24 protein-coding genes are annotated in these 20107 nt (G+C 64.7%); 17 read left to right on the top strand and 7 right to left on the bottom strand.

Features of this window, described 5'->3' with window-relative positions:
* Nucleotides 1-48: 48 nt before the first annotated feature.
* Complete coding sequence (locus SALB1_RS02490) at nt 49-1533, bottom strand: TrkH family potassium uptake protein (RefSeq protein ID WP_109992425.1); 1485 nt, start codon at nt 1531-1533, stop codon at nt 49-51.
* A gap of 9 nt (nt 1534-1542) precedes the next feature.
* Complete coding sequence (gene trkA, locus SALB1_RS02485) at nt 1543-2922, bottom strand: Trk system potassium transporter TrkA (protein WP_109995233.1); 1380 nt, start codon at nt 2920-2922, stop codon at nt 1543-1545.
* A gap of 215 nt (nt 2923-3137) precedes the next feature.
* Between trkA and hisI the strand changes: the two genes are divergently transcribed.
* The 14 genes from hisI (at nt 3138) to SALB1_RS02415 (ending at nt 13316) form a co-directional block, all read left to right on the top strand.
* The gene (gene hisI / locus SALB1_RS02480) at nt 3138-3545 is read left to right on the top strand and encodes a phosphoribosyl-AMP cyclohydrolase (protein WP_109995232.1); all 408 of its coding nucleotides are present in this window, start codon (nt 3138-3140) and stop codon (nt 3543-3545) included.
* Nucleotides 3538-3894 (top strand): phosphoribosyl-ATP diphosphatase, encoded by a 357-nt coding sequence (locus tag SALB1_RS02475; protein WP_109992424.1) that lies wholly within the window; start codon nt 3538-3540, stop codon nt 3892-3894. Before hisI ends, SALB1_RS02475 begins: the two co-directional genes overlap by 8 nt.
* A gap of 15 nt (nt 3895-3909) precedes the next feature.
* On the top strand, nt 3910-4188 hold the full coding sequence (gene tatA, locus SALB1_RS02470; protein WP_109992423.1) for a twin-arginine translocase TatA/TatE family subunit: 279 nt from the start codon (nt 3910-3912) through the stop codon (nt 4186-4188).
* Nucleotides 4189-4202: 14 nt separating this feature from the next.
* Nucleotides 4203-4661, top strand: a complete 459-nt coding sequence (tatB, locus tag SALB1_RS02465) for a Sec-independent protein translocase protein TatB (protein ID WP_109992422.1) — start codon at nt 4203-4205, stop codon at nt 4659-4661.
* Nucleotides 4662-4672: 11 nt separating this feature from the next.
* Nucleotides 4673-5422 (top strand): twin-arginine translocase subunit TatC, encoded by a 750-nt coding sequence (gene tatC, locus SALB1_RS02460; RefSeq protein ID WP_179950724.1) that lies wholly within the window; start codon nt 4673-4675, stop codon nt 5420-5422.
* Between the two features lie 100 nt (nt 5423-5522).
* Complete coding sequence (locus SALB1_RS02455) at nt 5523-6119, top strand: hypothetical protein (RefSeq protein ID WP_109992420.1); 597 nt, start codon at nt 5523-5525, stop codon at nt 6117-6119.
* Nucleotides 6120-6279: 160 nt separating this feature from the next.
* Nucleotides 6280-7146: an urease accessory protein UreD gene (locus SALB1_RS02450; protein WP_158590591.1), complete on the top strand. Its 867-nt coding sequence runs from the start codon at nt 6280-6282 to the stop codon at nt 7144-7146.
* Between the two features lie 164 nt (nt 7147-7310).
* Nucleotides 7311-7613 (top strand): urease subunit gamma, encoded by a 303-nt coding sequence (ureA, locus tag SALB1_RS02445; RefSeq protein ID WP_109992418.1) that lies wholly within the window; start codon nt 7311-7313, stop codon nt 7611-7613.
* A gap of 7 nt (nt 7614-7620) precedes the next feature.
* The gene (locus tag SALB1_RS02440; protein WP_109992417.1) at nt 7621-7941 is read left to right on the top strand and encodes an urease subunit beta; all 321 of its coding nucleotides are present in this window, start codon (nt 7621-7623) and stop codon (nt 7939-7941) included.
* On the top strand, nt 7938-9641 hold the full coding sequence (ureC, locus tag SALB1_RS02435) for an urease subunit alpha (RefSeq protein WP_109992416.1): 1704 nt from the start codon (nt 7938-7940) through the stop codon (nt 9639-9641). The genes SALB1_RS02440 and ureC overlap by 4 nt, the downstream gene beginning before the upstream one ends.
* 39 nt (nt 9642-9680) lie before the next feature.
* A complete protein-coding gene (gene ureE, locus SALB1_RS02430) occupies nt 9681-10202 on the top strand; it encodes an urease accessory protein UreE (RefSeq protein WP_109992415.1) in 522 nt (173 codons plus the stop codon).
* Entirely contained in the window at nt 10195-10890 is a 696-nt protein-coding gene (locus SALB1_RS02425; protein WP_199678666.1) for an urease accessory protein UreF, read from the top strand. Before ureE ends, SALB1_RS02425 begins: the two co-directional genes overlap by 8 nt.
* A 23-nt stretch (nt 10891-10913) precedes the next feature.
* Complete coding sequence (ureG, locus tag SALB1_RS02420; protein ID WP_109992413.1) at nt 10914-11525, top strand: urease accessory protein UreG; 612 nt, start codon at nt 10914-10916, stop codon at nt 11523-11525.
* Nucleotides 11526-11693: 168 nt separating this feature from the next.
* The gene (locus tag SALB1_RS02415) at nt 11694-13316 is read left to right on the top strand and encodes a cytosine permease (RefSeq protein WP_109995231.1); all 1623 of its coding nucleotides are present in this window, start codon (nt 11694-11696) and stop codon (nt 13314-13316) included.
* Between the two features lie 514 nt (nt 13317-13830).
* On the opposite strand, the gene SALB1_RS02410 is transcribed toward SALB1_RS02415, so the two are convergent.
* From SALB1_RS02410 to SALB1_RS02400, 3 genes are all read right to left on the bottom strand, one after another.
* Complete coding sequence (locus tag SALB1_RS02410; protein WP_109992412.1) at nt 13831-14943, bottom strand: alkene reductase; 1113 nt, start codon at nt 14941-14943, stop codon at nt 13831-13833.
* Between the two features lie 68 nt (nt 14944-15011).
* Nucleotides 15012-15467 carry a plastocyanin/azurin family copper-binding protein gene (locus SALB1_RS02405; RefSeq protein WP_109992411.1) on the bottom strand — a complete coding sequence of 152 codons (456 nt, stop codon included), beginning with the start codon at nt 15465-15467 and terminating at the stop codon, nt 15012-15014.
* Between the two features lie 95 nt (nt 15468-15562).
* On the bottom strand, nt 15563-16687 hold the full coding sequence (locus tag SALB1_RS02400) for a zinc-dependent alcohol dehydrogenase family protein (RefSeq protein ID WP_109992410.1): 1125 nt from the start codon (nt 16685-16687) through the stop codon (nt 15563-15565).
* Nucleotides 16688-16910: 223 nt separating this feature from the next.
* Here SALB1_RS02400 and SALB1_RS02395 point away from each other — a divergent pair, with 223 nt between their 5' ends.
* The gene (locus SALB1_RS02395; protein WP_109992409.1) at nt 16911-17483 is read left to right on the top strand and encodes a phosphoribosyltransferase family protein; all 573 of its coding nucleotides are present in this window, start codon (nt 16911-16913) and stop codon (nt 17481-17483) included.
* Nucleotides 17484-17549: 66 nt separating this feature from the next.
* Here SALB1_RS02395 and SALB1_RS02390 read toward each other — a convergent pair whose 3' ends face one another.
* The gene (locus SALB1_RS02390; protein WP_109992408.1) at nt 17550-18221 is read right to left on the bottom strand and encodes a dienelactone hydrolase family protein; all 672 of its coding nucleotides are present in this window, start codon (nt 18219-18221) and stop codon (nt 17550-17552) included.
* A 531-nt stretch (nt 18222-18752) separates the two neighbouring features.
* On the opposite strand from SALB1_RS02390, the gene SALB1_RS02385 reads away from it, so the two are divergent.
* Nucleotides 18753-19247 (top strand): pilin, encoded by a 495-nt coding sequence (locus SALB1_RS02385; RefSeq protein WP_109992407.1) that lies wholly within the window; start codon nt 18753-18755, stop codon nt 19245-19247.
* 111 nt (nt 19248-19358) lie between these two features.
* Here SALB1_RS02385 and SALB1_RS02380 read toward each other — a convergent pair whose 3' ends face one another.
* Nucleotides 19359-19730, bottom strand: a complete 372-nt coding sequence (locus SALB1_RS02380) for an RNA-binding S4 domain-containing protein (RefSeq protein WP_255414477.1) — start codon at nt 19728-19730, stop codon at nt 19359-19361.
* 83 nt (nt 19731-19813) lie between these two features.
* Here SALB1_RS02380 and SALB1_RS02375 point away from each other — a divergent pair, with 83 nt between their 5' ends.
* Nucleotides 19814-20095 carry a DUF3634 family protein gene (locus SALB1_RS02375; RefSeq protein WP_109992406.1) on the top strand — a complete coding sequence of 94 codons (282 nt, stop codon included), beginning with the start codon at nt 19814-19816 and terminating at the stop codon, nt 20093-20095.
* Nucleotides 20096-20107: the final 12 nt, after the last annotated feature.

Raw genomic sequence — 20107 nt, 5'->3', positions numbered from 1 at the left:
GCGCCGATTGTACCGAAAGGCCGGGCGGGCCTGTCAGGCGCGCCCGGGTCAGCGACGCCAGAAAGCCGGGGTGAGGATCACCAGTAGCGTGAACACTTCCAGGCGGCCCAGTAGCATGGACAGGCACAGCACCCACTTGGCGAGCGTGGGAATGCCGGCCATGTTGGAGGCCACCGAGCCCAGGCCGGGGCCCACGTTGTTGATGGTGGCGGCCACCGCAGAGAACGACGTCAGCTCGTTGAGCCCGGTGGCGAGCAGAATGAGAAACATCAGCGCGAATACGGTCACGTAGACCGAGAAGAAGCCCCAGACGGCGTGCACGACACGATCGGGAATGACCTTGCCCCCCATCTTGATGGGAATCTCGGCGTTGGGATGGACCAGGCGGCTGATCTCGCGGGTGCCCTGCTTGGCCAGCAGGATGAAGCGAACCGTCTTCATGCCGCCCGTGGTGGAACCGGCACAGCCGCCAATGAAACCGCCCAGCAGCAGAAACATGGGAATAAAGCTGGGCCAGATGGTGTAGTCGGTGGTGGTGAAGCCGGTGGTGGTGCCGATCGACAGCACCTGAAACAGCGCCTTGATCACGGCATCGGGGGCGTCGACATAGGTGCCCGAGACCAGCAGCACGATCGCGGTCACCGCGGTCGCGGCAACGACCATGATCAGGAACGTGCGGGTTTCCGAGTCGCGCCAGTAGCCCAGCAGATTGGCGCTGCGCCAGATCGAGAAATGCATGCCGAAGCTGATCGCACCAATGAGCATCGAAACACAGGCGGCCAGTTCGATGATGGGGTTGTCGTGGTAACCGAGCGATAAATCGTGGTTGGAGAAGCCGCCGGTTGCGATCGAAGAAAACGCATCGCTGATGGCATCGAACGGGGTGGTGCCCGCGGCCCAGAACAGCAGGGCGCAAAACAGGGTCAGCGATACATAGACGTACCACAGCGCCTTGGCGGTCTCGCGGATGCGCGGCGTGAGTTTGGCGTCCTTGATCGGGCCCGGTGTCTCGGCGCGATACAGCTGCATGCCGCCAACGCCCAGCATGGGCAGCACGGCGACCGCCAGCACGATGATGCCCATGCCGCCCATCCAGTGCAGCAGCACGCGCCAGAACAGGATGGCGTGGGGCAGGGTATCCAGGCCGGTGAGCACCGTCGCCCCGGTCGTGGTCAGCCCCGAGACCGACTCGAAGGCGGCGTCGGTGAAGTTCATGTCGGGCCGGGTGGCCAACCACAACGGGATGGCGCCGAACAGGCTCAGCACCATCCAGAACAGCACGACCACCAGGAAACCGTCGCGAATCTTGAGTTCACGCTGGACATGCCGGCTTGGCAACCAGGCGAGTAACCCGGTCGCCAGGGTGATGGCAAAGCCGATGGCAAAGGCCTCGATCTCGCCGTCGCCGTAGATCAGCGCAACCACGATCGGCGCCAGCATGGAAACCGAGAAGATCATCAGCAGCAGCCCCAGCACACGCTGGACCACCGCGTAATAATAGTTCAGCCGCCCCTGAATGATGGAAGTGAGCATCAGCCGGGGCTAGACGTAGGACACGCCGACCTGGAACAGCTGCTCGACTTCGGCGGTGTATTTCTTGTCGATGATGAAGATCATGACGTGGTCGCCGGATTCGATCACCGTGTCGTGATGCGCGATGAGGACATCGTCGCCGCGGGCGACCGCACCGATGGATGCGCCGGGCGGCAGCTTGATCTCGTCAATGCGCCGGCCGACCACCCGCGAGTTGGAGCGTTCGCCGTGCGCAATCGCCTCAATCGCCTCGGCCGCGCCGCGGCGCAGCGTATGCGCCCGCACCACGTCGCCGCGGCGGACGTGCGCCAGCAGCGCCGAAATGGTCGATTGCTTGGGCGAAATGGCGATATCGATCTGGGTGCCGGAGGATTCGATCAGGTCGACATACGCCAGCCGGTTGATCAGCGACATGGCCTTGCGCGCGCCCAGCCGCTTGGCCAGCATCGCCGACAGAATGTTGGCTTCGTCGTCGTCGGTGACCGAGCAGAACACATCGACCGACTCGATGTTCTCTTCACGCAGCAGCGCCTCGTTGGCGGCGTCGCCCTTGAGCACGATCGAGCGATTCACACGCTCCGACAACCAGCCCGCCCGTTCGGGATTGTGTTCGATCACCTTGACCTGGCACTGGTTCTCCAATGCCAGCGCCAGTCGCGTGCCGATATTGCCACCTCCGGCCAGCATCACGCGCTTGACCGGACGATCGATCTTGCGCAGTTCGCCGATCACCTGCTTGATGTCGCGCCGGGCGGCCACGAAGAACACCTCGTCATCGGCCTCGACGATGGTATCGCCTTCGGGAATCAAGGGCTTGCCGCGGCGATAGATCGCCACCACGCGGGTGTCCACGTTGGGTATGTGCTGGCGCAGCGCCTTGAGTTCGTTGCCGACCAGCGGCCCGCCGTAATAGGCCTTCACGCCTACGACCTGGACCCGGCCCTCGGCGAAATCCACTACCTGCAGCGCGCCGGGATACTGGATCAGGCGCTTGATGTAGTCGGTCACCAGCTGTTCCGGGCTGATCGACATGTCGATCGGGATCGCGTCCTGATGGAACAACCGCCCCTCCACCAGATATTCCGACGACCGGATCCGCGCGATCTTGGTCGGCGTATGAAACAGGGTGTAGGCGATCTGGCAGGCGATCATGTTGATTTCGTCGACCGCGGTAACGGCGATAATCATGTCGGCGTCGTTCGCGCCCGCATCGCGCAGAACCGCCGGGTGCGCCGCATAGCCGTGCACGGCCCGGATGTCGAGCCGATCCTGTAACGGACGCAGCAGCGATTCGTTGATATCGACGACGGTGACGTCGTTCGATTCATGGGCGAGATTCTCGGCGAGTGTGGCGCCGACCTCGCCCGCCCCCAGGATGATGATCTTCATGCGCGGCAACATTAGATTGCGCCCGCGGAGGTTGCAACAGCGCGAGCGTGCGGCCCGGCCGCCCGATTGGGTTGCGTTCGCGCACGCACGGCCGCGGCAGCGGCATGCGACACCGGCATCGACGCCCGGGATTCGGCCGCGCTGGCGCGGGCCTCGTATGAAACGGCCACAGGCTCTACGATACGGCGCAACGGCATGACAATATGGAGTTCCGCATGGCTTCGAGCGCGGCAAACGACTGGCTTTCGGTGGTCGATTGGGATGAGCGGGGGCTGGCGCCGGTAATCACGCAGTCGGTTGACAGCGGGCGCGTGCTGACGCTGGCCTGGATGAACCGCGACGCGCTCGCCGCGACTGTGGCATCCGGTTATGCCACTTACTGGTCGCGCTCTCGCGCGGCGCTGTGGCGCAAGGGCGAGACCTCCGGCAATCTTCAGCGTATCGTCGAGATTGCGCTGGACTGCGACAACGATGCCCTGCTTCTGCGCGTCGAGCAGATCGGCGGCGTGGCTTGTCACACCGGCCGCGAGTCCTGTTTCTTCCAGATCCTGGACGGCGAGACTTGGGTCACCCACGATCCCGTGCTCAAGGATCCCCAGCGAATGTATGGTCTACATGAGTAATTCCGCCCCCGCCGATCCCGACGTATTCAGGGCGCTTGACGCCGCGTTGGCCAAACGTCGCATATCAGATCCCGCGCATAGTTACACCGCCTCGCTGTATGCTGGCGGTGTGGCCGCGATCAGCGCGAAGATCGACGAGGAGGCCGCCGAAGTCATCGAGGCCGCGCAGGGTGATGACGATTCGCATGTCGTGCATGAGGTCGCCGACCTGTGGTTTCACTGCATGGTTCTGCTCCAGTCGCGAGGGCTGGATTCCACGGCGGTACGTAATGAACTGGCCCGGCGCTTCGGCGTATCGGGCCACGAGGAAAAAGCCGCCCGTGGCACACAGGGCGGGGACAACGCCTAACACGAAGAGGTTTATATGCTTTCCGGTATCAGTATCTGGCAGCTGCTCATCCTTCTGGTCATCGTGCTGCTCGTCTTCGGGTCGAAGCGGCTGCGCAATCTCGGGCCGGATCTGGGCAATGCGCTCAAGGGCTTCCGCTCGGCCATGAAGGACGACGACGAGCAGCGCGAATCCGACAAGGATCCGAAGGTCGTGGATCACGCGCGTCGCGAGGATGCGTCGAGCCACGGCGACAACCACAACCACAGCCACGAAACCGGCGCCGAGAACGATAGCGCCAACCGTCGCGACTAGGGCGGATACACGTCATGTTCGACATCGGTTTCTGGGAGCTGGCGGTTCTCGGCGTGATCGGGTTGATCGTGCTCGGTCCCGAGCGTCTGCCCGTGGTCGCCCGTACCCTCGGGCGCTGGGCGGGTCGGGCGCGCCATTACGTCAACGCGTTGACCACCGAGCTCGAGAACGAAGTCGCCACCGAAGACATCCGCCGGGATGTTCGACGTGCGCGCGAGCAGATTGAGGCCGAGACGCAGGAATTTCGTTCGAGCACCGAGCGCGCCGTCAGCCCGTTCATGGAGTCGGTCGAGGGCAAAGCGGAGCCCCACCGGCATGCGTCCGCCGAGGAGAACACCCCGACCCGGCTGGCCGCGGATGACGCGGCGTCCGTGGCCTCGGACGAATCCACCGCGGCGGCGTCCGATGACGAGGCCGACAAGGCCGATGCCTCGGCCACCACAACGCAAACACACAACGAGAATCGCCCGTGAGCGACGACGAGATCGACGACAACGAACAGCCCCTGATGGCGCATCTTTTTGAGTTGCGCACGCGGGTGATCCGCATTGCGCTCGGCATCGTCGTGGTGTTTCTGCCCTGTTTCTATTTTTCCCGTCCGTTGTTCACCTACCTGTCGGGCCCGCTGTTGGTGCACATGCCGAACCACAGCAGCCTGATCGCCACCGGGGTCACGGCGCCGTTCCTGGTGCCGATGAAACTCTCGCTGATGGTTGCGTTCGCGGTCTCGCTGCCGTGGACGCTGTACCAGGTGTGGATGTTCGTGGCGCCGGGCCTGTACATGGCCGAACGCCGGCTCGTCACGCCGTTGCTGGTTTCCAGCACGTTGTTGTTCTATCTGGGTATGGCGTTCGCGTATTACGTCATCTTTCCCATCGTGTTCGGTTTTTTCGTATCGGTGGCGCCGGCCGGCGTGACCGTGATGACCGACATTTCCAACTATCTCGACTTCGTGCTGAAAATGTTCATGGCGTTTGGCATCGCCTTCGAGCTGCCTGTCGCCATCTTCCTGATCGTCTGGGCCGGTTTCGTCACACCCAAGCAGCTCGGCGGCTATCGGCCTTACGTGCTGGTTGCCGCGTTCGCCGCCGGCATGCTGCTCACGCCGCCGGACGTCATATCGCAGACCTTGCTCGCCGTCCCCATCTACCTGTTGTATGAGGTCGGGCTGTTCACGGCGCGCATGTTCGCACCGGGCGCACGCGACCGCGAGCGCGAGCAGGAAACCGGCTGACCTGATGCGCCCGCAAGGGCGCGGGCGCGCAAAATTCAGGCCGAATTAATGGGCCGGACGTAGCGTCGGGGTGTTTCTTACAACGCAGTAGGACACCACGATGTTGAAAAAAACCGCGATTGCCTTCGGTCTGGCCATTGTCACGGGCTCGGCTCTTGCCGCCTCCGGCATGGGTGCTTCCGGCAATACAGGCGCGAGTGCGGGTGCCGCTCAGGCCGGCAGTACGTCGAGCCGTGCCTCGTTGGCGGCCGAGTTTCACAAGCTCGATACCAACAATAACGGTGTGCTCAGCCGGAGCGAGGCACAGGCCAATCCGACCGTGGCCAAACTTTATGACTCAATGGATACCAACGCGTCGATCAAGAGCGACCCGCGGGCCAAGAAAAGCGATGTGAGCGCTGGTGGCATCACCCTCAAGCAATTCGAGGCGGGTATGCAGGCGGCCCACGGCGGCACGGCCGGGCCGGCGGTTTCCGGTGGCCAGACCTATATCGTCATGAAGAACGGCAGCAAGCGGAAGCTGCCCAAGACGACACAGAAAGCTGGAGACGCCATGAACGGCGCACAGCAGAGCATGCAATCGACGGGCCAGTCGATGAGCAATACGGCGTCGCCGATGCGCAACAACATGCAAAGCTCGGGCAACACCATGTCGGGTAATGGCGCGCATGGTGGTACAGGCCCTGGATCGCAATAGCCGAATCCGTCGGACGGCTATGATAACGGCCCCGTGTCGGGCCTTGGCACGGGTCGGGCCGGTCGCGGGCCCGGGGTCGATCCGTCGATCGGGGCTTGGCGGCCGGTTTTATTTTGTGTAGAAGATGATCTTCGAACCGTGCCCGGAGTCATCGATCGTCTTGTGCCCTGATATCGCCGCGGACCGTTCGCGCTCTGCAGACGGCTGGAAGGCGCGACTCGATCTTGCCATTGCCCGTCGCGGCGAACGCAGCGTGGCCACGCGCCGGCGTCATCGCGGGCCGGTTTATGTGCAGCGGTTACTGTACCCCGAGCGTGACGGCACCGCGCATGTCATGCTGCTGCACCCGCCGGGCGGCGTGGTTCAGGGCGATGAAATCGATTTCGACATCCAGCTCGAATCGCGCGCGCAGGCGCTGATCACCACGCCGTCGGCGGCCAAGCTGTACCGGGCTCCCGCGCGTGCCAGCCGACAGGGTGTTTGCCTGTCGGTCGGTGCCGGGGCGCGGCTGGAGTGGCTGCCCCAGGAAACCATCGTGTTCGACGGGACCCAGGCGCTGACCTCGCTGGATCTCGATCTCGCCTCGGATGCGCGCGCTATCGCCTGGGATATCTGGACACTCGGCCGGCCGGCTGCGCACGAAGCATTCGATAGCGGACACTACGACGGCCGATGGTGCGTACGGGTCGGCAATCGCTTGCGTTGGCACGAACGCACAGTCGTGCCGGGCGCCAGCCAGTCGCCGTTCCAGAACGCGCCCTGGGGGCTCAACGGCGCGCGGGCGGTCGGCACGCTCGTTGCTTATCAACCGGAAGGGTTCGATGCGACGACGACGAACGAGTTGCGTCGGCGGCTTGCCGAATACCGGATCGGTAGTGGCGTGTCGGTGGTGGACGGTCTGTTGCTCGTGCGCGTGACCGGGCGCGAAGCACGGTTGTTACATACGCCGTTACGCCGGTTGTGGGAATCTCTGCGGCCGTCGATATTGGATAAACCGGCTGTTGCGCCCCGTATCTGGGCGACTTAGGGGCCGCGCTCCGGGCTATCGCCAACGCGTTGTTCCTGGGCCGCGGCCTCGTGGCGTGTCTTGATGGCCGGCATTGCCGGTCGCCGTCGCAGGTATTGGCGAACCGGCACGCCGCGTATCGATTTTCAGACCGGCCCGGTCGCCACTGAATTAGAGAATGCGTCATGGATCTCACGCCGCGCGAAAAAGACAAACTGCTGATCTTCTCGGCCGGGCTGCTCGCCGAGCGGCGTCGGGAGCGTGGCTTGAAGCTCAATTATCCCGAGGCGATGGCATTCATTGCCTCGGCGTTGATGGAAGGCGCCCGCGAAGGCCGTTCGGTGGCCGAGATGATGGACTACGGCCGGACACTGCTCACGCGCGAGGACGTCATGGATGGCGTGCCGGAAATGCTGACCGAGGTCCAGGTCGAGGCGACGTTCATTGATGGCACCAAGCTTGTCACCGTCCACGATCCGATTGTCTGAGGTAGCCATGATTCCAGGCGAAATTCTGCCCGCTGAGGGCGAGATCGAAATCAACGCGGGGCGTGAGCGGCGCACGATCGAGGTCGCCAATACCGGCGATCGTCCGGTGCAGGTCGGCTCGCATTATCATTTCGCCGAAACCAATCCGGCGCTGGCGTTCGATCGGGCCGCCGCCCGCGGTTTTCGACTCGATGTGCCGGCAGGCACGGCGATCCGCTTCGAGCCGGGCGCGACGCGCAGCGTGGCGCTGGTCGCCTACGTGGGCCGGCGTGTGATCCACGGTTTTCAGGGTCAGGTGATGGGTCCGCTCGATGGGGATTCGGCATGAGCGCTATGGACCGGACGGCTTATGCCGAGATGTTCGGGCCCGCCGCGGGTGATCGCCTGCGGCTCGGCGATACGGCCCTGACCATCGAGATCGAATCCGATGCCGGGCATTACGGCGATGAGGTCAAGTTCGGCGGCGGCAAGGTGGTGCGCGACGGCATGGGCCAGAGCCAGCACGGCAACGATGTGGCCGCCGATACGGTGATCACCAATGCCGTGATTCTCGATTGGTGGGGCATCGTCAAGGCCGATGTCGGCCTGTCCCGCGGCCGTATCTCGGGCATTGGCAAGGCCGGCAACCCGGACGTCATGGACGGCGTCGACATCGTGATCGGGCCGGGCACGGAGATCATCGCCGGCGAGGGGCAGATCCTCACCGCCGGCGGAATCGATGCGCATATCCATTTCGTCTGCCCGCAGCAGATCGAGGAGGCGCTGGCCTCGGGTATCACGACCATGATTGGCGGCGGCACCGGCCCGGCCACGGGCACCAAGGCCACGACGGCCACGCCGGGGCCCTGGCACATGCATCGTATGCTCGAGGCGGCCGAAGCCTTTCCGATGAACCTGGGGTTTCTGGGCAAGGGCAATGCCAGTCTGCCCGGGCCGTTGCACGACCAGGTCGTGGCCGGCGCCTGCGGCCTGAAACTGCACGAGGATTGGGGCACCACGCCGGCGGCCATCGACAATTGTCTGACGGTGGCCGATGCAACGGACGTCCAGGTGGCCATCCATACCGATACGCTGAACGAGTCGGGCTTCGTCGAAGACACGTTCGCGGCATTCAAGGATCGGGTCATTCATACCTACCACACCGAAGGGGCCGGTGGCGGTCATGCGCCCGATATCATTACCGCCGCGGGCAAGCCGAATGTGCTGCCATCGAGCACCAATCCGACGCGGCCGTATACGGTGAATACGGTCGACGAGCATCTGGATATGCTGATGGTGTGTCATCACCTGAGCCCGTCGATCGCGGAGGACGTGGCATTCGCCGATTCGCGGATTCGCCGCGAGACGATCGCCGCCGAGGACATCCTGCACGATCTCGGCGCGTTCTCGATGATTGCCTCGGATTCGCAGGCAATGGGCCGCGTGGGCGAGGTCATCACCCGCACCTGGCAGACCGCGCACAAGATGCGCGTCCAGCGCGGGCCGGCGCCCGGCGACTCCGCGCGCGCGGACAACGAACGCGCCAAGCGCTACATCGCCAAGTACACCATCAACCCGGCGATCACCCATGGCATTGCCCACGAGGTGGGCTCGGTCGAGGTCGGCAAGCTGGCCGATCTGGTGCTGTGGAAACCGGCCTTCTTCGGCGCCAAGCCGGCCACCATCATCAAGGGCGGGGTGATCGCCATGGCGCCGATGGGCGACCCGAATGCCTCCATTCCCACGCCGCAGCCGGTGCACTACCGCCCGATGTTCGGCGCCTACGGCCGTTCTGTCACCTCGACCTCGGTAACGTTCACCTCGGCCGCCGCCCTGGCGGCCGGCATTGGCGATCGGCTCGGTCTCGCCAAGCGCCTGGTCGCGGTCGCCGGTACGCGGCGGCTTTCCAAAGCCGACATGCGCAACAACGATGCGCTGCCGCATATCGAGGTCGATCCGCAGACCTACGACGTGCGCGCCGACGGCGAACTCCTGGTTTGCGAACCGGCGGCCGATCTGCCGCTGGCCCAGCGTTATTTCCTGTTCTAATTTGGCGCCTCGCCGCCGACCTGCCTGATCCATGAGCCCATGATTCGACTCGTTCACAAATACAGCGGCGCGCCGGTTGCCGCCGATGCCACGGCAACCCTGGATTTCGACGCCCGCCAGAAATCACGCCAACGCCTCGCGCTCGACAACGGCGACTTTGCCGGCCTCGTGCTGGCCCGCGGCACGACGCTGTCGGACGGCGATGTGCTGACCGACGCCGAGACACGTGTTTTCGTTCGCATCGTCGCGGCGGCCGAAGCTCTGTCCTACGTGCATTGTCTCGATCGACTGTTGCTGAATCGGATCTGCTATCACCTCGGCAACCGCCACGTGCCGCTACAGGTGTACGCCGATGCCGTGGCCTATCGCCACGATCATGTGCTGGATGCGATGGTCGCGGGCCTGGGCGCACGGCCGCAGGTCTGTCACTGCGCGTTCCAACCCGAGCCGGGTGCTTATGATCATCACGGCCACGGCCACGGCCACGAGCACGAGCACGAGCACGAGCACGAGCACGAAGCGGCGGCCCCGCTCGAGAACCCGAATCACGCCCGTGGCTGATGCCGGCCGGGGGCTTGCGTTACAGCGCTTGCTGCAACTGGCCAGCCCCTCGCTTCCGGTCGGCGCCTTCGCCTATTCCGAAGGCCTGGAAGCCGCCGTCGAACAGGGTTGGCTGCGCAGCGAGGCGGATGTGCGGGGTTGGCTCGCGGCGAGCCTCGAGGCCACGCTCGTACCGCTCGATCTGGCCGTGTATTTCCGCCTGCATGCGGCTTGGCAGGCGGACTGTGTCGAGCGGGTCGGTGACTGGAGCCGCTATTTGCTGACATCGCGCGAAACCGCCGAGCGGCGGGCCCAAGAGCGCCATCTCGGGCACGCCCTGGCGACCCTGCTCGACGGCATGCAGGAGCCGGGCGCGCGCGATTGGCGTCTGGGCGGGGCGCATGCGGCGGACGTTTCATTCGCGGCGCTATGGGCGCTGGCCGCAACGCGCTGGCAGATCGAGCCCGAGGCGGCCGCGTCCGGGCTGGCCTGGGCCTGGCTTGAAAATCAGGTGCTGGCGGCGGTGAAACTGGTGCCGCTGGGGCAGACGCGCGGCCAGATCCTGTTGTTCGAGTTGGCCGAAGGCGTGCCGGGCGCCGTCGCGCGCGCAACACGCCTCGCCGACGCGGAGCTGGGCGGCTCGTTACCGGGCGTTGCGCTGGCCAGCACGGCGCACGAAACCCTGTATTCGCGGCTTTATCGTTCCTGATCGATCATCTGAAAGAGGTAAGCATGGACAAGCAATCGCCCCTGCGGGTCGGCATCGGGGGCCCGGTCGGCTCGGGCAAGACGGCGCTGACCGACGCTCTGTGCAAGGCCATGCGCGACAAGTATTCGATCGCCGTGGTGACCAACGACATCTATACCCGCGAGGATGCGGATTTCCTGATTCGCAGCGGTGCGTTGCCGGAAGAGCGCATTCGCGGCGTCGAGACGGGGGGCTGCCCGCATACCGCGATTCGCGAGGACGCCTCGGCGAATCTGGCCGCCATCGACCAGCTCACCGCCGAATTTCACGATCTGGATGTCATCCTGATCGAAAGCGGCGGCGACAACCTGGCGGCGACATTTTCGCCGGAACTGTCGGACCTGACGCTCTACGTGATCGATGTCTCGGCCGGCGACAAGATTCCGCGCAAGGGCGGGCCCGGCATCACGCGATCCGATCTGCTGGTGATCAACAAGATCGATCTGGCGCCCTATGTCGGCGCCTCGCTCGAGGTCATGGCGCGTGACGCCCGGATGATGCGCGGCGAGCGCCCGACTCTGTTCACCAACCTGCGGGCGGGCGACGGGCTGACCGATATCGCGGCGTTCATCGAACGCGAGGGCGTCCTCGTCTAGCTGTTTGCCCCGCGCTGGTGCGAACGCACCAGCGCGGGGCTTTCGCGCCGTCGATGAGCGCTCGCGCAGCAGTGGGGCCCGCCTGCTGTGCGCGCCGGTGCAAGGCGCAGCGGTAGCTGGCATCAACATTGCTCTGCACATCACCCGACATTTCAACCGGTGATCGATGTGGCCAGTACGAGCGAAACGCTTTTCCGTCCCGAGGACGATGCCGCCGGCGCGACGAACGAAACGCTGGAGGATTACACCCTGCGTTATGCGCCGCACTCCTTCAGGCGCTGGGGGCCCATGACGGTAGCCATCACCGCACTCGGCGGGATCGCCTATCTGGCGGATTTCTCGATCGGCGCGAGCATCGCGATCAGCTACGGTACGGCGAATGCGATTCTGGCGATATTGTTCGCGGCCGCACTCATTTTCGTGACTGGGCTGCCGGTGGCGTATTACGCGGCACGCTACAACATCGATCTGGATCTGATCACGCGCGGCGCGGGGTTCGGCTACTACGGCTCGGTGCTTACCGCGATCATCTTCGCCTCGTTCACCTTCATCTTCTTTGCGTTGGAAGGCTCGATCATGGCTCAGGGGTTGCGACTCGGCCTGGGCGTTCCGTTGTGGCTCGGTTACCTGATCGCCACCCTGATCGTGCTACCGCTGGTGATTTACGGCATGAAGGCGCTGTCGAAAATGCAGCTCTGGACCACGCCATTCTGGCTGATCCTGATGGCGGCGCCGGTCATCTATCTGCTATCGGCCAAGCCGCAGGTGGTTGGCGACTGGTTGCAATACACCGGTACCCAAGGCTATGGCGGCATCAGTCTCGCGGCCATCATGCTCGGTGCCGGTGTCGTGCTGGCGTTGATGGGCCAGATCGGTGAGCAGATCGATTATCTGCGCTTCATGCCGGCGAAAACGGCCGAGAATCGCCGCCAATGGTGGACCGCGGTCCTGGCGGCTGGGCCGGGCTGGGTCGTGCTCGGTGCGATCAAGCAGATGATCGGCGCATTGCTGGCGTTCTATCTGTTGTCGAAGGTTGCGGGTTCGGCCGCTACCGAGCCGGTGCGTCAGTTCGTCTCGATCTTTTCCGACATGGTGCCCATGTGGCTGGCGCTCGCGCTTTCCGTGGTGCTGGTCGTGATCAGTCAGATCAAGATCAACGTCACCAACGCTTATTCCGGGTCGCTGGCCTGGACCAACGCCTTCACCCGTATCACGCGGCATTATCCGGGGCGGGTGGTGTTTGTCGTTGTCAACGTCACCATCGCGCTGGCGCTCATGGAAGGCAACATGTTCGCCGTGCTGAACAACATCCTGGGGTTCTACTCCAATTGTGCGATCGCCTGGGTCGTGGTCGTGGCCACGGATATCGTGATCAACAAGTATGTGCTGGGCATCTCGCCCAAGCTGCCGGAATTCCGGCGCGGCATGCTATACCCGATCAACCCCGTCGGCACGTTGTCGTTCATTCTCGCGGCGGGACTGGCCATTGCGGCCTACTTCGGCGTGCTGGGCGCGTTTCTGTCGTCCTATCCGCCGTTGTTCGCGGTAGCGGTGGGCGTGGTGTGCCCGCCGATTCTGGCAATCGCGACGCGCGGGCGGTTCTATCTAAGAAACAGCGATGACGGCGTCAATGCGCCGCGCTTCACCGAAGACGGCACGCCGTCCGATGCGGTCTACGCCTGCACGGCCTGCAATGCCGATTTCGAACGGCCCGACGTGCTGTACTCGGTCCACCACAAGGGTGTGGTCTGTTCGCTGTGTCGCGCCGTGGAGCCGCTGGGCGCAAGCTAGACATCATGGATTGACCTGCCGGAGCATTCGACGACGCATCCCGAAGAGTCGTACGAGGGGCCTGCTTGGTAGGCGCCCGTCGTTACGGCGGCGCGCCGTCGCCGCGATGTGTCATCCATCGACCTCAGACGGCCCGGCTTGCAACGGAAAGGCGGGCGGCCCGGCATGATCGTTCGCCGGATTCGTCGTTTTGGGTACAGGCGGTGCCGAGGGCGGGCGTGCAGTCGTTCGGCTCGGCCCGTCTGGCCTGTTTGCTCAGGTGGCGACAGGCCTTCGTTATCGACCCGATCGCCGCCATGACACGCGCCGGGTGTAAAGTTCAGATAAAGGCTTGCTCACAGCCCGAAGAGGCAATACCTTGATTTTACGACTTATTTTCGCTCATCCGAGTGCATTTGCGGACAAAATGCCCTGGCTTATTCAGCCCGCTACCTGTCGTAAATAATCGCGAATCCCGTTGCGATGGTCCGGCCCGGAAACCCGCAAGGGGACGAGTCGCCGGGCCGGTTGCCGATCAGGCTTGTACCTGTTCGAGTGTCGGGTAGTCGGTATAGCCGTGTTCATCGCCGCCATAGAAGGTCGACGGATCGGGTTCGTTGAGTTCGGCCTCCTGGCGGAAGCGTTCCACCAGATCCGGATTGGCGATGTAGGGCCGGCCGAAGGCCGCGCCGTCGCCGAGACCGTTTTCGATCAGTTTCTCGGCGCGATCCGCGGTGTAGTGACCGCAGAAGATGAGCGCGCCACTGGCGAACCGCTGGCGCATGGCCGCGCGGAATTCGTCGGTGAGCTTGATGTCGCCGCCGGCCCAGTCGGGCTCGTTGATATGCAGATAGGCCAGGCCGCGCGCTTCGAGCTGTTCGGCCAGATGGAAGGCCATGGCCTTGGGTTCGTCGTCGGTCAGGCCGAAGATCTCGATGAACGGCGAGATACGAATGCCGACGCGATCGGCGCCCATGACCTCGGTGACGGCGTCCACTGCTTCCAGCGTCAGCCGGGCGCGGTTTTCGATCGAGCCGCCATAGGCATCGGTGCGCTGGTTCGAGCCGGTGGCCATGAACTGTTGCAGCAGATAGGCGTTGGCCGCATGGACTTCGACCATGTCGAAACCGGCGCGCTTGGCGCGAATCGCCGCTTGCCGATATTCGTCGATGACGTCCGGAATTTCCTTGGTTTCCAGCGCGCGCGGTGTGGCGGTGGGGTGGTTGCCGGAACTGCCGTCCTCGAACTCGACATAGCATTCCGCGCCCTCGGCCTTCAATGCGCTGGGCGCGACCGGCTTGCGGCCGTCCGGATGCACCATGTTGTGGCCGATGCGGCCGACGTGCCACAGCTGCAGACACATGCGGCCGCCCGCATCGTGTACTGCATCGACGACCTTCGACCAGCCGGCTTCCTGTGCGTCGGTGAAGATGCCCGGCGTGTAGACATAGCCCCGGGCCGACTCCGAGATATTGGTCGCCTCGGAGATGATCAGCCCGGCGTCGGCGCGCTGAGCGTAGTAGGTCTGTTGCATTTCGCCCGGCACCAGGTCGGGGCAGCGGGCGCGCGTAAGCGGCGCCATGACCACGCGATTGGGCAGTTCCAGCGAGCCGAAACGAACGGGTGACAGCAGTTTGTCGTAAGACATGCGGGTTCCTTGATGAACACTAACCCCGCTGATTTGACGGCACTGCGCGTAAATTCAACGGTGGGCGATCAATTTGTGGGCGAAACGGTCAGCGTGCCCTTCATCCCGGCCCGGAAATGCCCGGGAAATGTGCAGATGTATTCATAGTTGCCGGGTTTCGTGGGCGCGGTGAACGTGATCGTATCGCTGTGGCCGCCGCTCACCATGGTCGTATGGGCGATGACGCGATCGCTCATCGATTTCGGGATGTAGTCGTTGTTGGCGGCGCTCCGCGCGGCATTGTCAAAGGCGCCGGCGTCGGTACCCGATTTCAGCAGCACCCAGTTGTGCGACATGGCCGAGGCCGGCAGGTGCGACTTGTTGATCAGCTTGAGCGTGACCTTCGTGCCCGGTGCCACGGTGATGTGGTCCTGTGAGAAACGCAGATCGTTGCGCCCGACGATGGTTACACTCTTGGTTGGCGCGGCGAACACCGCCGTGGCGACGAGCAATAGAACACTGGCGGCAATCAGGCGACGAAACATTGGCAGCTCCTAGGGCCGGCCGGTCCATGATGGCCGGTCGGTTGGGTTGTGGATTCGAACAGTATCGCGCAGGCCGTGCGCAAAAACCGCGGCGTTCAGAACTGAATCACCTGCCGTATCGCCTCGCCTGCGGCCAGGCGCTCGAACCCGGTATTGATCTCGTCGAGTGCCAGACGGTGCGTGAGCAGCCGATCCACCGGCAGCCGGCCGGCCTGGTAGAGGGCGATGTAATCCGGGATATCGAGCTTGGGCACATGGCCGCCCAGATAAGAGCCGAGCACGCGGCGCTCCTGGGCCACCAGCGTGAGCGCGGGCAGTGACATGCGCGAGTCCGGATGCTGCAGGCCGGCGGTGACGGTGGTGCCGCCCTTGCCGGTAGCGTCATAGGCGAACTCCAAGGCCTTGGCGACCCCGGCGAACTCGGCGGCGATATTCACGCCGCCGCCGGTCAGATCGCGGATCTTCTCCAGCGCATGGGGGTCGCTCGAGTCCACCGTCGCGGTGGCGCCGAGCGCACGCGCGGTCTCGAGTTTGTCCGCGGCGATGTCGGCAGCGATGACCTGGGAGGCGCCGCCGGCGATGGCGCCGAGCACGGCCGACAGTCCCACGCCGCCAAGACCCACCACAAGCACGCTCTGGCCGAGCCGCAGCTGTGCGGTCTGCAGCAATGCGCCCACACCGGTCAGCACCGCGCAGCCGAATACCGCGGCGATATCGAAATCCAGCGACGGGTCGATACGGACCAGCGATTCGGTGGCCACGACCGCGTATTCCGCGAAGCCGGATACGCCGAGATGGTGATGAACGTCGTGCCCGTGCTGCGAAAGACGGCGCCCGCCGGACAGCATCACCCCGGCGTTGTTGGCCTCGGCACCCGGCGTGCACAGCGCGGCGCGCCCGTCGGCGCAGTAGGCGCAATGGCCGCAGCTCGGCACGAAGGCGCACACCACATGGTCGCCGACCGCGAAATCGGTCACGCCGTCGCCGAGCTCCACGATCTCGCCGGCGGCTTCGTGGCCCAGCACCATCGGGGTGGGGCGTGGGCGATTGCCGTCGATGCTGGACAGATCGGAATGACACAGCCCGGCCGCATGCATCTTCACCCGTACTTCGCCGCGGCCGGGGCCGGCAAGCTCGACGGTCTCGATCGACAACGGTTTCGATTCGGAATAGGGGCGCGCGGCGCCCATCTCGTGTAGTACGGCGGCGCGGGTTTGCATATCGACCTCACGGGCTGCGCCGGCGGGGTGGATCAGGTTCGCGTCCCGCCGGACTGTTGGAAACGTCCGGGCCAGACTACACCCGTGTCTTGTCCCGCGCATTTGGCCGCATGCCCGAACGTCTGTGCGCGCCCATCCCGCGTCGCCGGCCGGATCGGATTTAGATTTGTCGCCCGGCCTGTTGCACAATGCAGCGCTGATTCGAACCCAGCCCTGCCCGCCGATGCAAGCCACGCAACGCACCTACCCCGTCGAAATCGCCGGACTCAAGCGCGAACTGCCCCTGTTCCGGGTGGCCTCCGGCGTCCGCATTGCCGTACTCAATATCCTGGGCGACACGGCGCTGGTGCAGGCAGCCGCCAGCGGGCTGGCGAATCGCCTGGCCGTGCTCGATTACGGCGTGCTGGTGACCGCGGAAGCGAAGTCGATTCCGCTGGTCCATGCCTTGTCGGTGGCCACGGGACGCCCGTACGCGGTGCTGCGCAAGAGTTACAAGCCCTATATGGGCGACGCACTGTCGGCCACCACCCATTCGATCACCACGGGCGACGAACAGACGCTGTATCTCGATGCCAAGGATCGTGATCTGGTGGCGGATGCGCGTATTGTTCTGGTCGACGATGTGATCAGTTCCGGCTCCACGCTGGAAGCCATGCGCAAGATCATGGACCATGCCGGCGCGATCATCGCGGGCGAAGCGGCAATCATGACCGAGGGCGATCGCAGCGATTGGTCGGAGGTAATCGCGCTCGGCCATCTGCCGATATTCGATGACGACGAGGCTGCGGCCGACTGACAGCGCCGCGGCATGCGGCGCTGCGGCGAAAAAGGGCGGCCCCGGGCCGCCCTCGACGTGTGCGCCTCAGCCTTTCAGATGACGCTCGAAGAACGCCATGCTGCGTTGCCAGGCGAGCTTGCTGGCTTCGGGATCGTAGTAATCCCATTCCTCGTTGCCGAAGGCATGCTGGGCTTCGTAGCGATAGCACTCATGCGTGACGTTGCCGGCCTCGAGCTTCTTTTCGAAGGCATCGGCCTGTTCGATCGGGAAGAACGTATCCTGCGTGGCGAAATGACATTGCAACGGTACGTCGATGGCGCTGGCATCGCCGGCCTCCTCGGGCGGAATGCCGTACCAGGAGACTGCCACATCGGTCTCGGGCACATGCATGGCCGCCAGCACCGCGAGCACGCCACCCATGCAGAAACCGATCACGCCGACCGAGGCGCTGTCCTGCTTGAGATACTGGAGCGCGCCGCGCACGTCCTGGGTGGCGGCATCGGAAAAATCCAGGTCGTCCATCTTGTGCTCGGCTTCGGCCGCGTCCAGCGCCTTCTCGCCGCGATACAGATCAGGAATCAGCACGCGATAGCCGGCGTCGGTCCATTGCTGGCCGATGCGCTTGATCTGGTCGTTGAGGCCCCACCATTCCTGGATCACCACGATGCCGGGCGCGTTCGGCCGGCCGTCGGGTTCGGCGTAGAAACCGGGGGCGGTGGCGCCGTCGGGTCGGGTGAATTCGATCTGTTTGCCCATGAACAATCCTCATTGTCGATTAGTGGGCCCATCCTAGGGCCTGTTGCTGTTTCGTGCGAGTCCGCGCCAAGCGCTTTTTTGCGGCAAGACGAGGCGTAGTGCGCGCCGCGCAGTCCACTCTGCGCAAGCGTGCTGCAACGCTGGATTGCCGCAAAACAGCGCTTGTCCCTTCGGGTTGGGCCGCAAATCGAGCCCTGCGGCGTTGCGAGTCTGGGTCGTGGCACGCCACGACCCAGACTCGCGCCTTGCCGGACACGATTTGCGGTCTCCAACGCGGCGCTCACACGAAACAGCAACAGGCCCTACCCGATACTCGCCAACGGGAACACGGGGCATATGAGTGCGCGCCACCGAGCGGTTATCGGCTCGTGGTGCTCGGGCGCGCCGCCCGATCGGCATCCGCAACCCCGTGAAATACCAGACGGAGCGGCGATTGCAGCGGTGTGCCCGCGGCCGCGTCGCCGCCCCGGTTTTGACAGCGTGTGCGGCAGCCGGCACAAGTACCGCCTCGGATTGGATACGGGACAGACTATGCAGGACGCATCGGCCGACCGGCGGGGCCAGACCGGCTTTACGCTGGTCGAGCTCATGATCGTGGTGGCGATCATCGGCGTGCTGGCGTCCATTGCGCTGCCTTTGTATCGCCATTACGAAACACGGGCCAAAATCACCGAGGGGCTGGTGCTCGCCCAGCCGCTCAAGCAGGCCGTGGCCGAGTACTACAGCATGCATGGCCATCTGCCCACAAGCGGTTCCTGGAATGGCGTACTGGCGGAACTGAACATGCCGAGCGGTACGGACGGCGCCGCAAGCGGACGCTACGTCAAGCGAATCTGGTGGCACAACAACCCGGACGCGCCCGGCATTTATATTCGATATGCCGGCGGGGCGATCGACGACAAGGTCGTGTACCTGACCGCCGACTTCGGTTCGGGCACCATCACCTGGCGCTGCACGGCGCCGTCGGAGCACGATAGCGTGAATGCGGGGGTCCCGGCCGATGACCTGCCGGCGAGCTGTCGCTGATACCGGACGAGGCCTGACACGCGCTACCGCGACCGACGGATAGGGCGGGCCCCGAAGGGATGCCGACAATCCGGCGCCACGGCTTCCCGGCGGCCCGGCCTGCGACGGGCCTCAATCACCGTGCTTGAAGCGCCGCAGCTCGCGGCGTTGTTTCTTGTCCGGGCGGGCAGTGGGGCGCGGCATGGAAATACGCGCCGCCCGGCGCTCGGCGGCGCGCTCGGCGCGGTGTTCGCGGCTGGCCTCGGTTTCGGTGTACAGGGCCTCGGCCTGGCTTGCCGGGCCGCGCTTGTCGGCCACGTCGGCGACCTCGACCTCGAATACCACTTCGCCTTTGGTTACCCGCAATTGATGCCCGGGACGGACCGTCGCGCTGGGCTTGGCCTTGTGGCCGTTGATCTCGATCTTGCCGCCCTTGACGGCGGTCGAGGCCAGGCTGCGGGTCTTGAAGAACCGCGCCGCCCATAGCCACTTGTCGACCCGCACCGCGGGTCCGGCTGACGATTCAGACTTGCGTGATGCTTGGCTCATGCCGAGACTTTGACAGGCCATGACCGTGAGGCCAAGACGTGCTCGACCGATTTCGCATCAATTACCGACTCGCCGTTGAACAGGGCGGCCGTGTCACCACCCGCATCGGGCGACCGCCCGCCGGTTTCGTTGCCGCGGTGGCCGATATCGTGCGGCTGCACGGTATCGAGCGCGGCACGATCGAATGCAGGGGCCGCGGGGCCAGGGCAAGACTGCGTTTCGGTGGCGGGTTCCCCGAGCGCGGCCGGCAGGCAATCCGCAATGTGTGGCAGCCGCCGTCCGGCCCGGGGCCCGGCGGCGGAAGCCGCGCCGTCGGCTGACGAGGTCGCCGC

It is taken from the genome of Salinisphaera sp. LB1 (genome assembly GCF_003177035.1).
Taxonomy (GTDB): domain Bacteria; phylum Pseudomonadota; class Gammaproteobacteria; order Nevskiales; family Salinisphaeraceae; genus Salinisphaera.
This window is presented reverse-complemented; position numbering and strand designations above follow the sequence as displayed.

Excerpts from the sequence above, each read along its gene's own strand:
- SALB1_RS02490 (WP_109992425.1), bottom strand. The coding sequence starts at position 1,533 with ATGCTCACTTCCATCATTCAGGGGCGGCTGAACTATTATTACGCGGTG.
- trkA (WP_109995233.1), bottom strand. The coding sequence starts at position 2,922 with ATGAAGATCATCATCCTGGGGGCGGGCGAGGTCGGCGCCACACTCGCC.
- hisI (WP_109995232.1), top strand. The coding sequence starts at position 3,138 with ATGGCTTCGAGCGCGGCAAACGACTGGCTTTCGGTGGTCGATTGGGAT.
- SALB1_RS02475 (WP_109992424.1), top strand. The coding sequence starts at position 3,538 with ATGAGTAATTCCGCCCCCGCCGATCCCGACGTATTCAGGGCGCTTGAC.
- tatA (WP_109992423.1), top strand. The coding sequence starts at position 3,910 with ATGCTTTCCGGTATCAGTATCTGGCAGCTGCTCATCCTTCTGGTCATC.
- tatB (WP_109992422.1), top strand. The coding sequence starts at position 4,203 with ATGTTCGACATCGGTTTCTGGGAGCTGGCGGTTCTCGGCGTGATCGGG.
- SALB1_RS02455 (WP_109992420.1), top strand. The coding sequence starts at position 5,523 with ATGTTGAAAAAAACCGCGATTGCCTTCGGTCTGGCCATTGTCACGGGC.
- ureA (WP_109992418.1), top strand. The coding sequence starts at position 7,311 with ATGGATCTCACGCCGCGCGAAAAAGACAAACTGCTGATCTTCTCGGCC.
- SALB1_RS02440 (WP_109992417.1), top strand. The coding sequence starts at position 7,621 with ATGATTCCAGGCGAAATTCTGCCCGCTGAGGGCGAGATCGAAATCAAC.
- ureC (WP_109992416.1), top strand. The coding sequence starts at position 7,938 with ATGAGCGCTATGGACCGGACGGCTTATGCCGAGATGTTCGGGCCCGCC.
- ureE (WP_109992415.1), top strand. The coding sequence starts at position 9,681 with ATGATTCGACTCGTTCACAAATACAGCGGCGCGCCGGTTGCCGCCGAT.
- ureG (WP_109992413.1), top strand. The coding sequence starts at position 10,914 with ATGGACAAGCAATCGCCCCTGCGGGTCGGCATCGGGGGCCCGGTCGGC.
- SALB1_RS02410 (WP_109992412.1), bottom strand. The coding sequence starts at position 14,943 with ATGTCTTACGACAAACTGCTGTCACCCGTTCGTTTCGGCTCGCTGGAA.
- SALB1_RS02405 (WP_109992411.1), bottom strand. The coding sequence starts at position 15,467 with ATGTTTCGTCGCCTGATTGCCGCCAGTGTTCTATTGCTCGTCGCCACG.
- SALB1_RS02400 (WP_109992410.1), bottom strand. The coding sequence starts at position 16,687 with ATGCAAACCCGCGCCGCCGTACTACACGAGATGGGCGCCGCGCGCCCC.
- SALB1_RS02395 (WP_109992409.1), top strand. The coding sequence starts at position 16,911 with ATGCAAGCCACGCAACGCACCTACCCCGTCGAAATCGCCGGACTCAAG.
- SALB1_RS02390 (WP_109992408.1), bottom strand. The coding sequence starts at position 18,221 with ATGGGCAAACAGATCGAATTCACCCGACCCGACGGCGCCACCGCCCCC.
- SALB1_RS02385 (WP_109992407.1), top strand. The coding sequence starts at position 18,753 with ATGCAGGACGCATCGGCCGACCGGCGGGGCCAGACCGGCTTTACGCTG.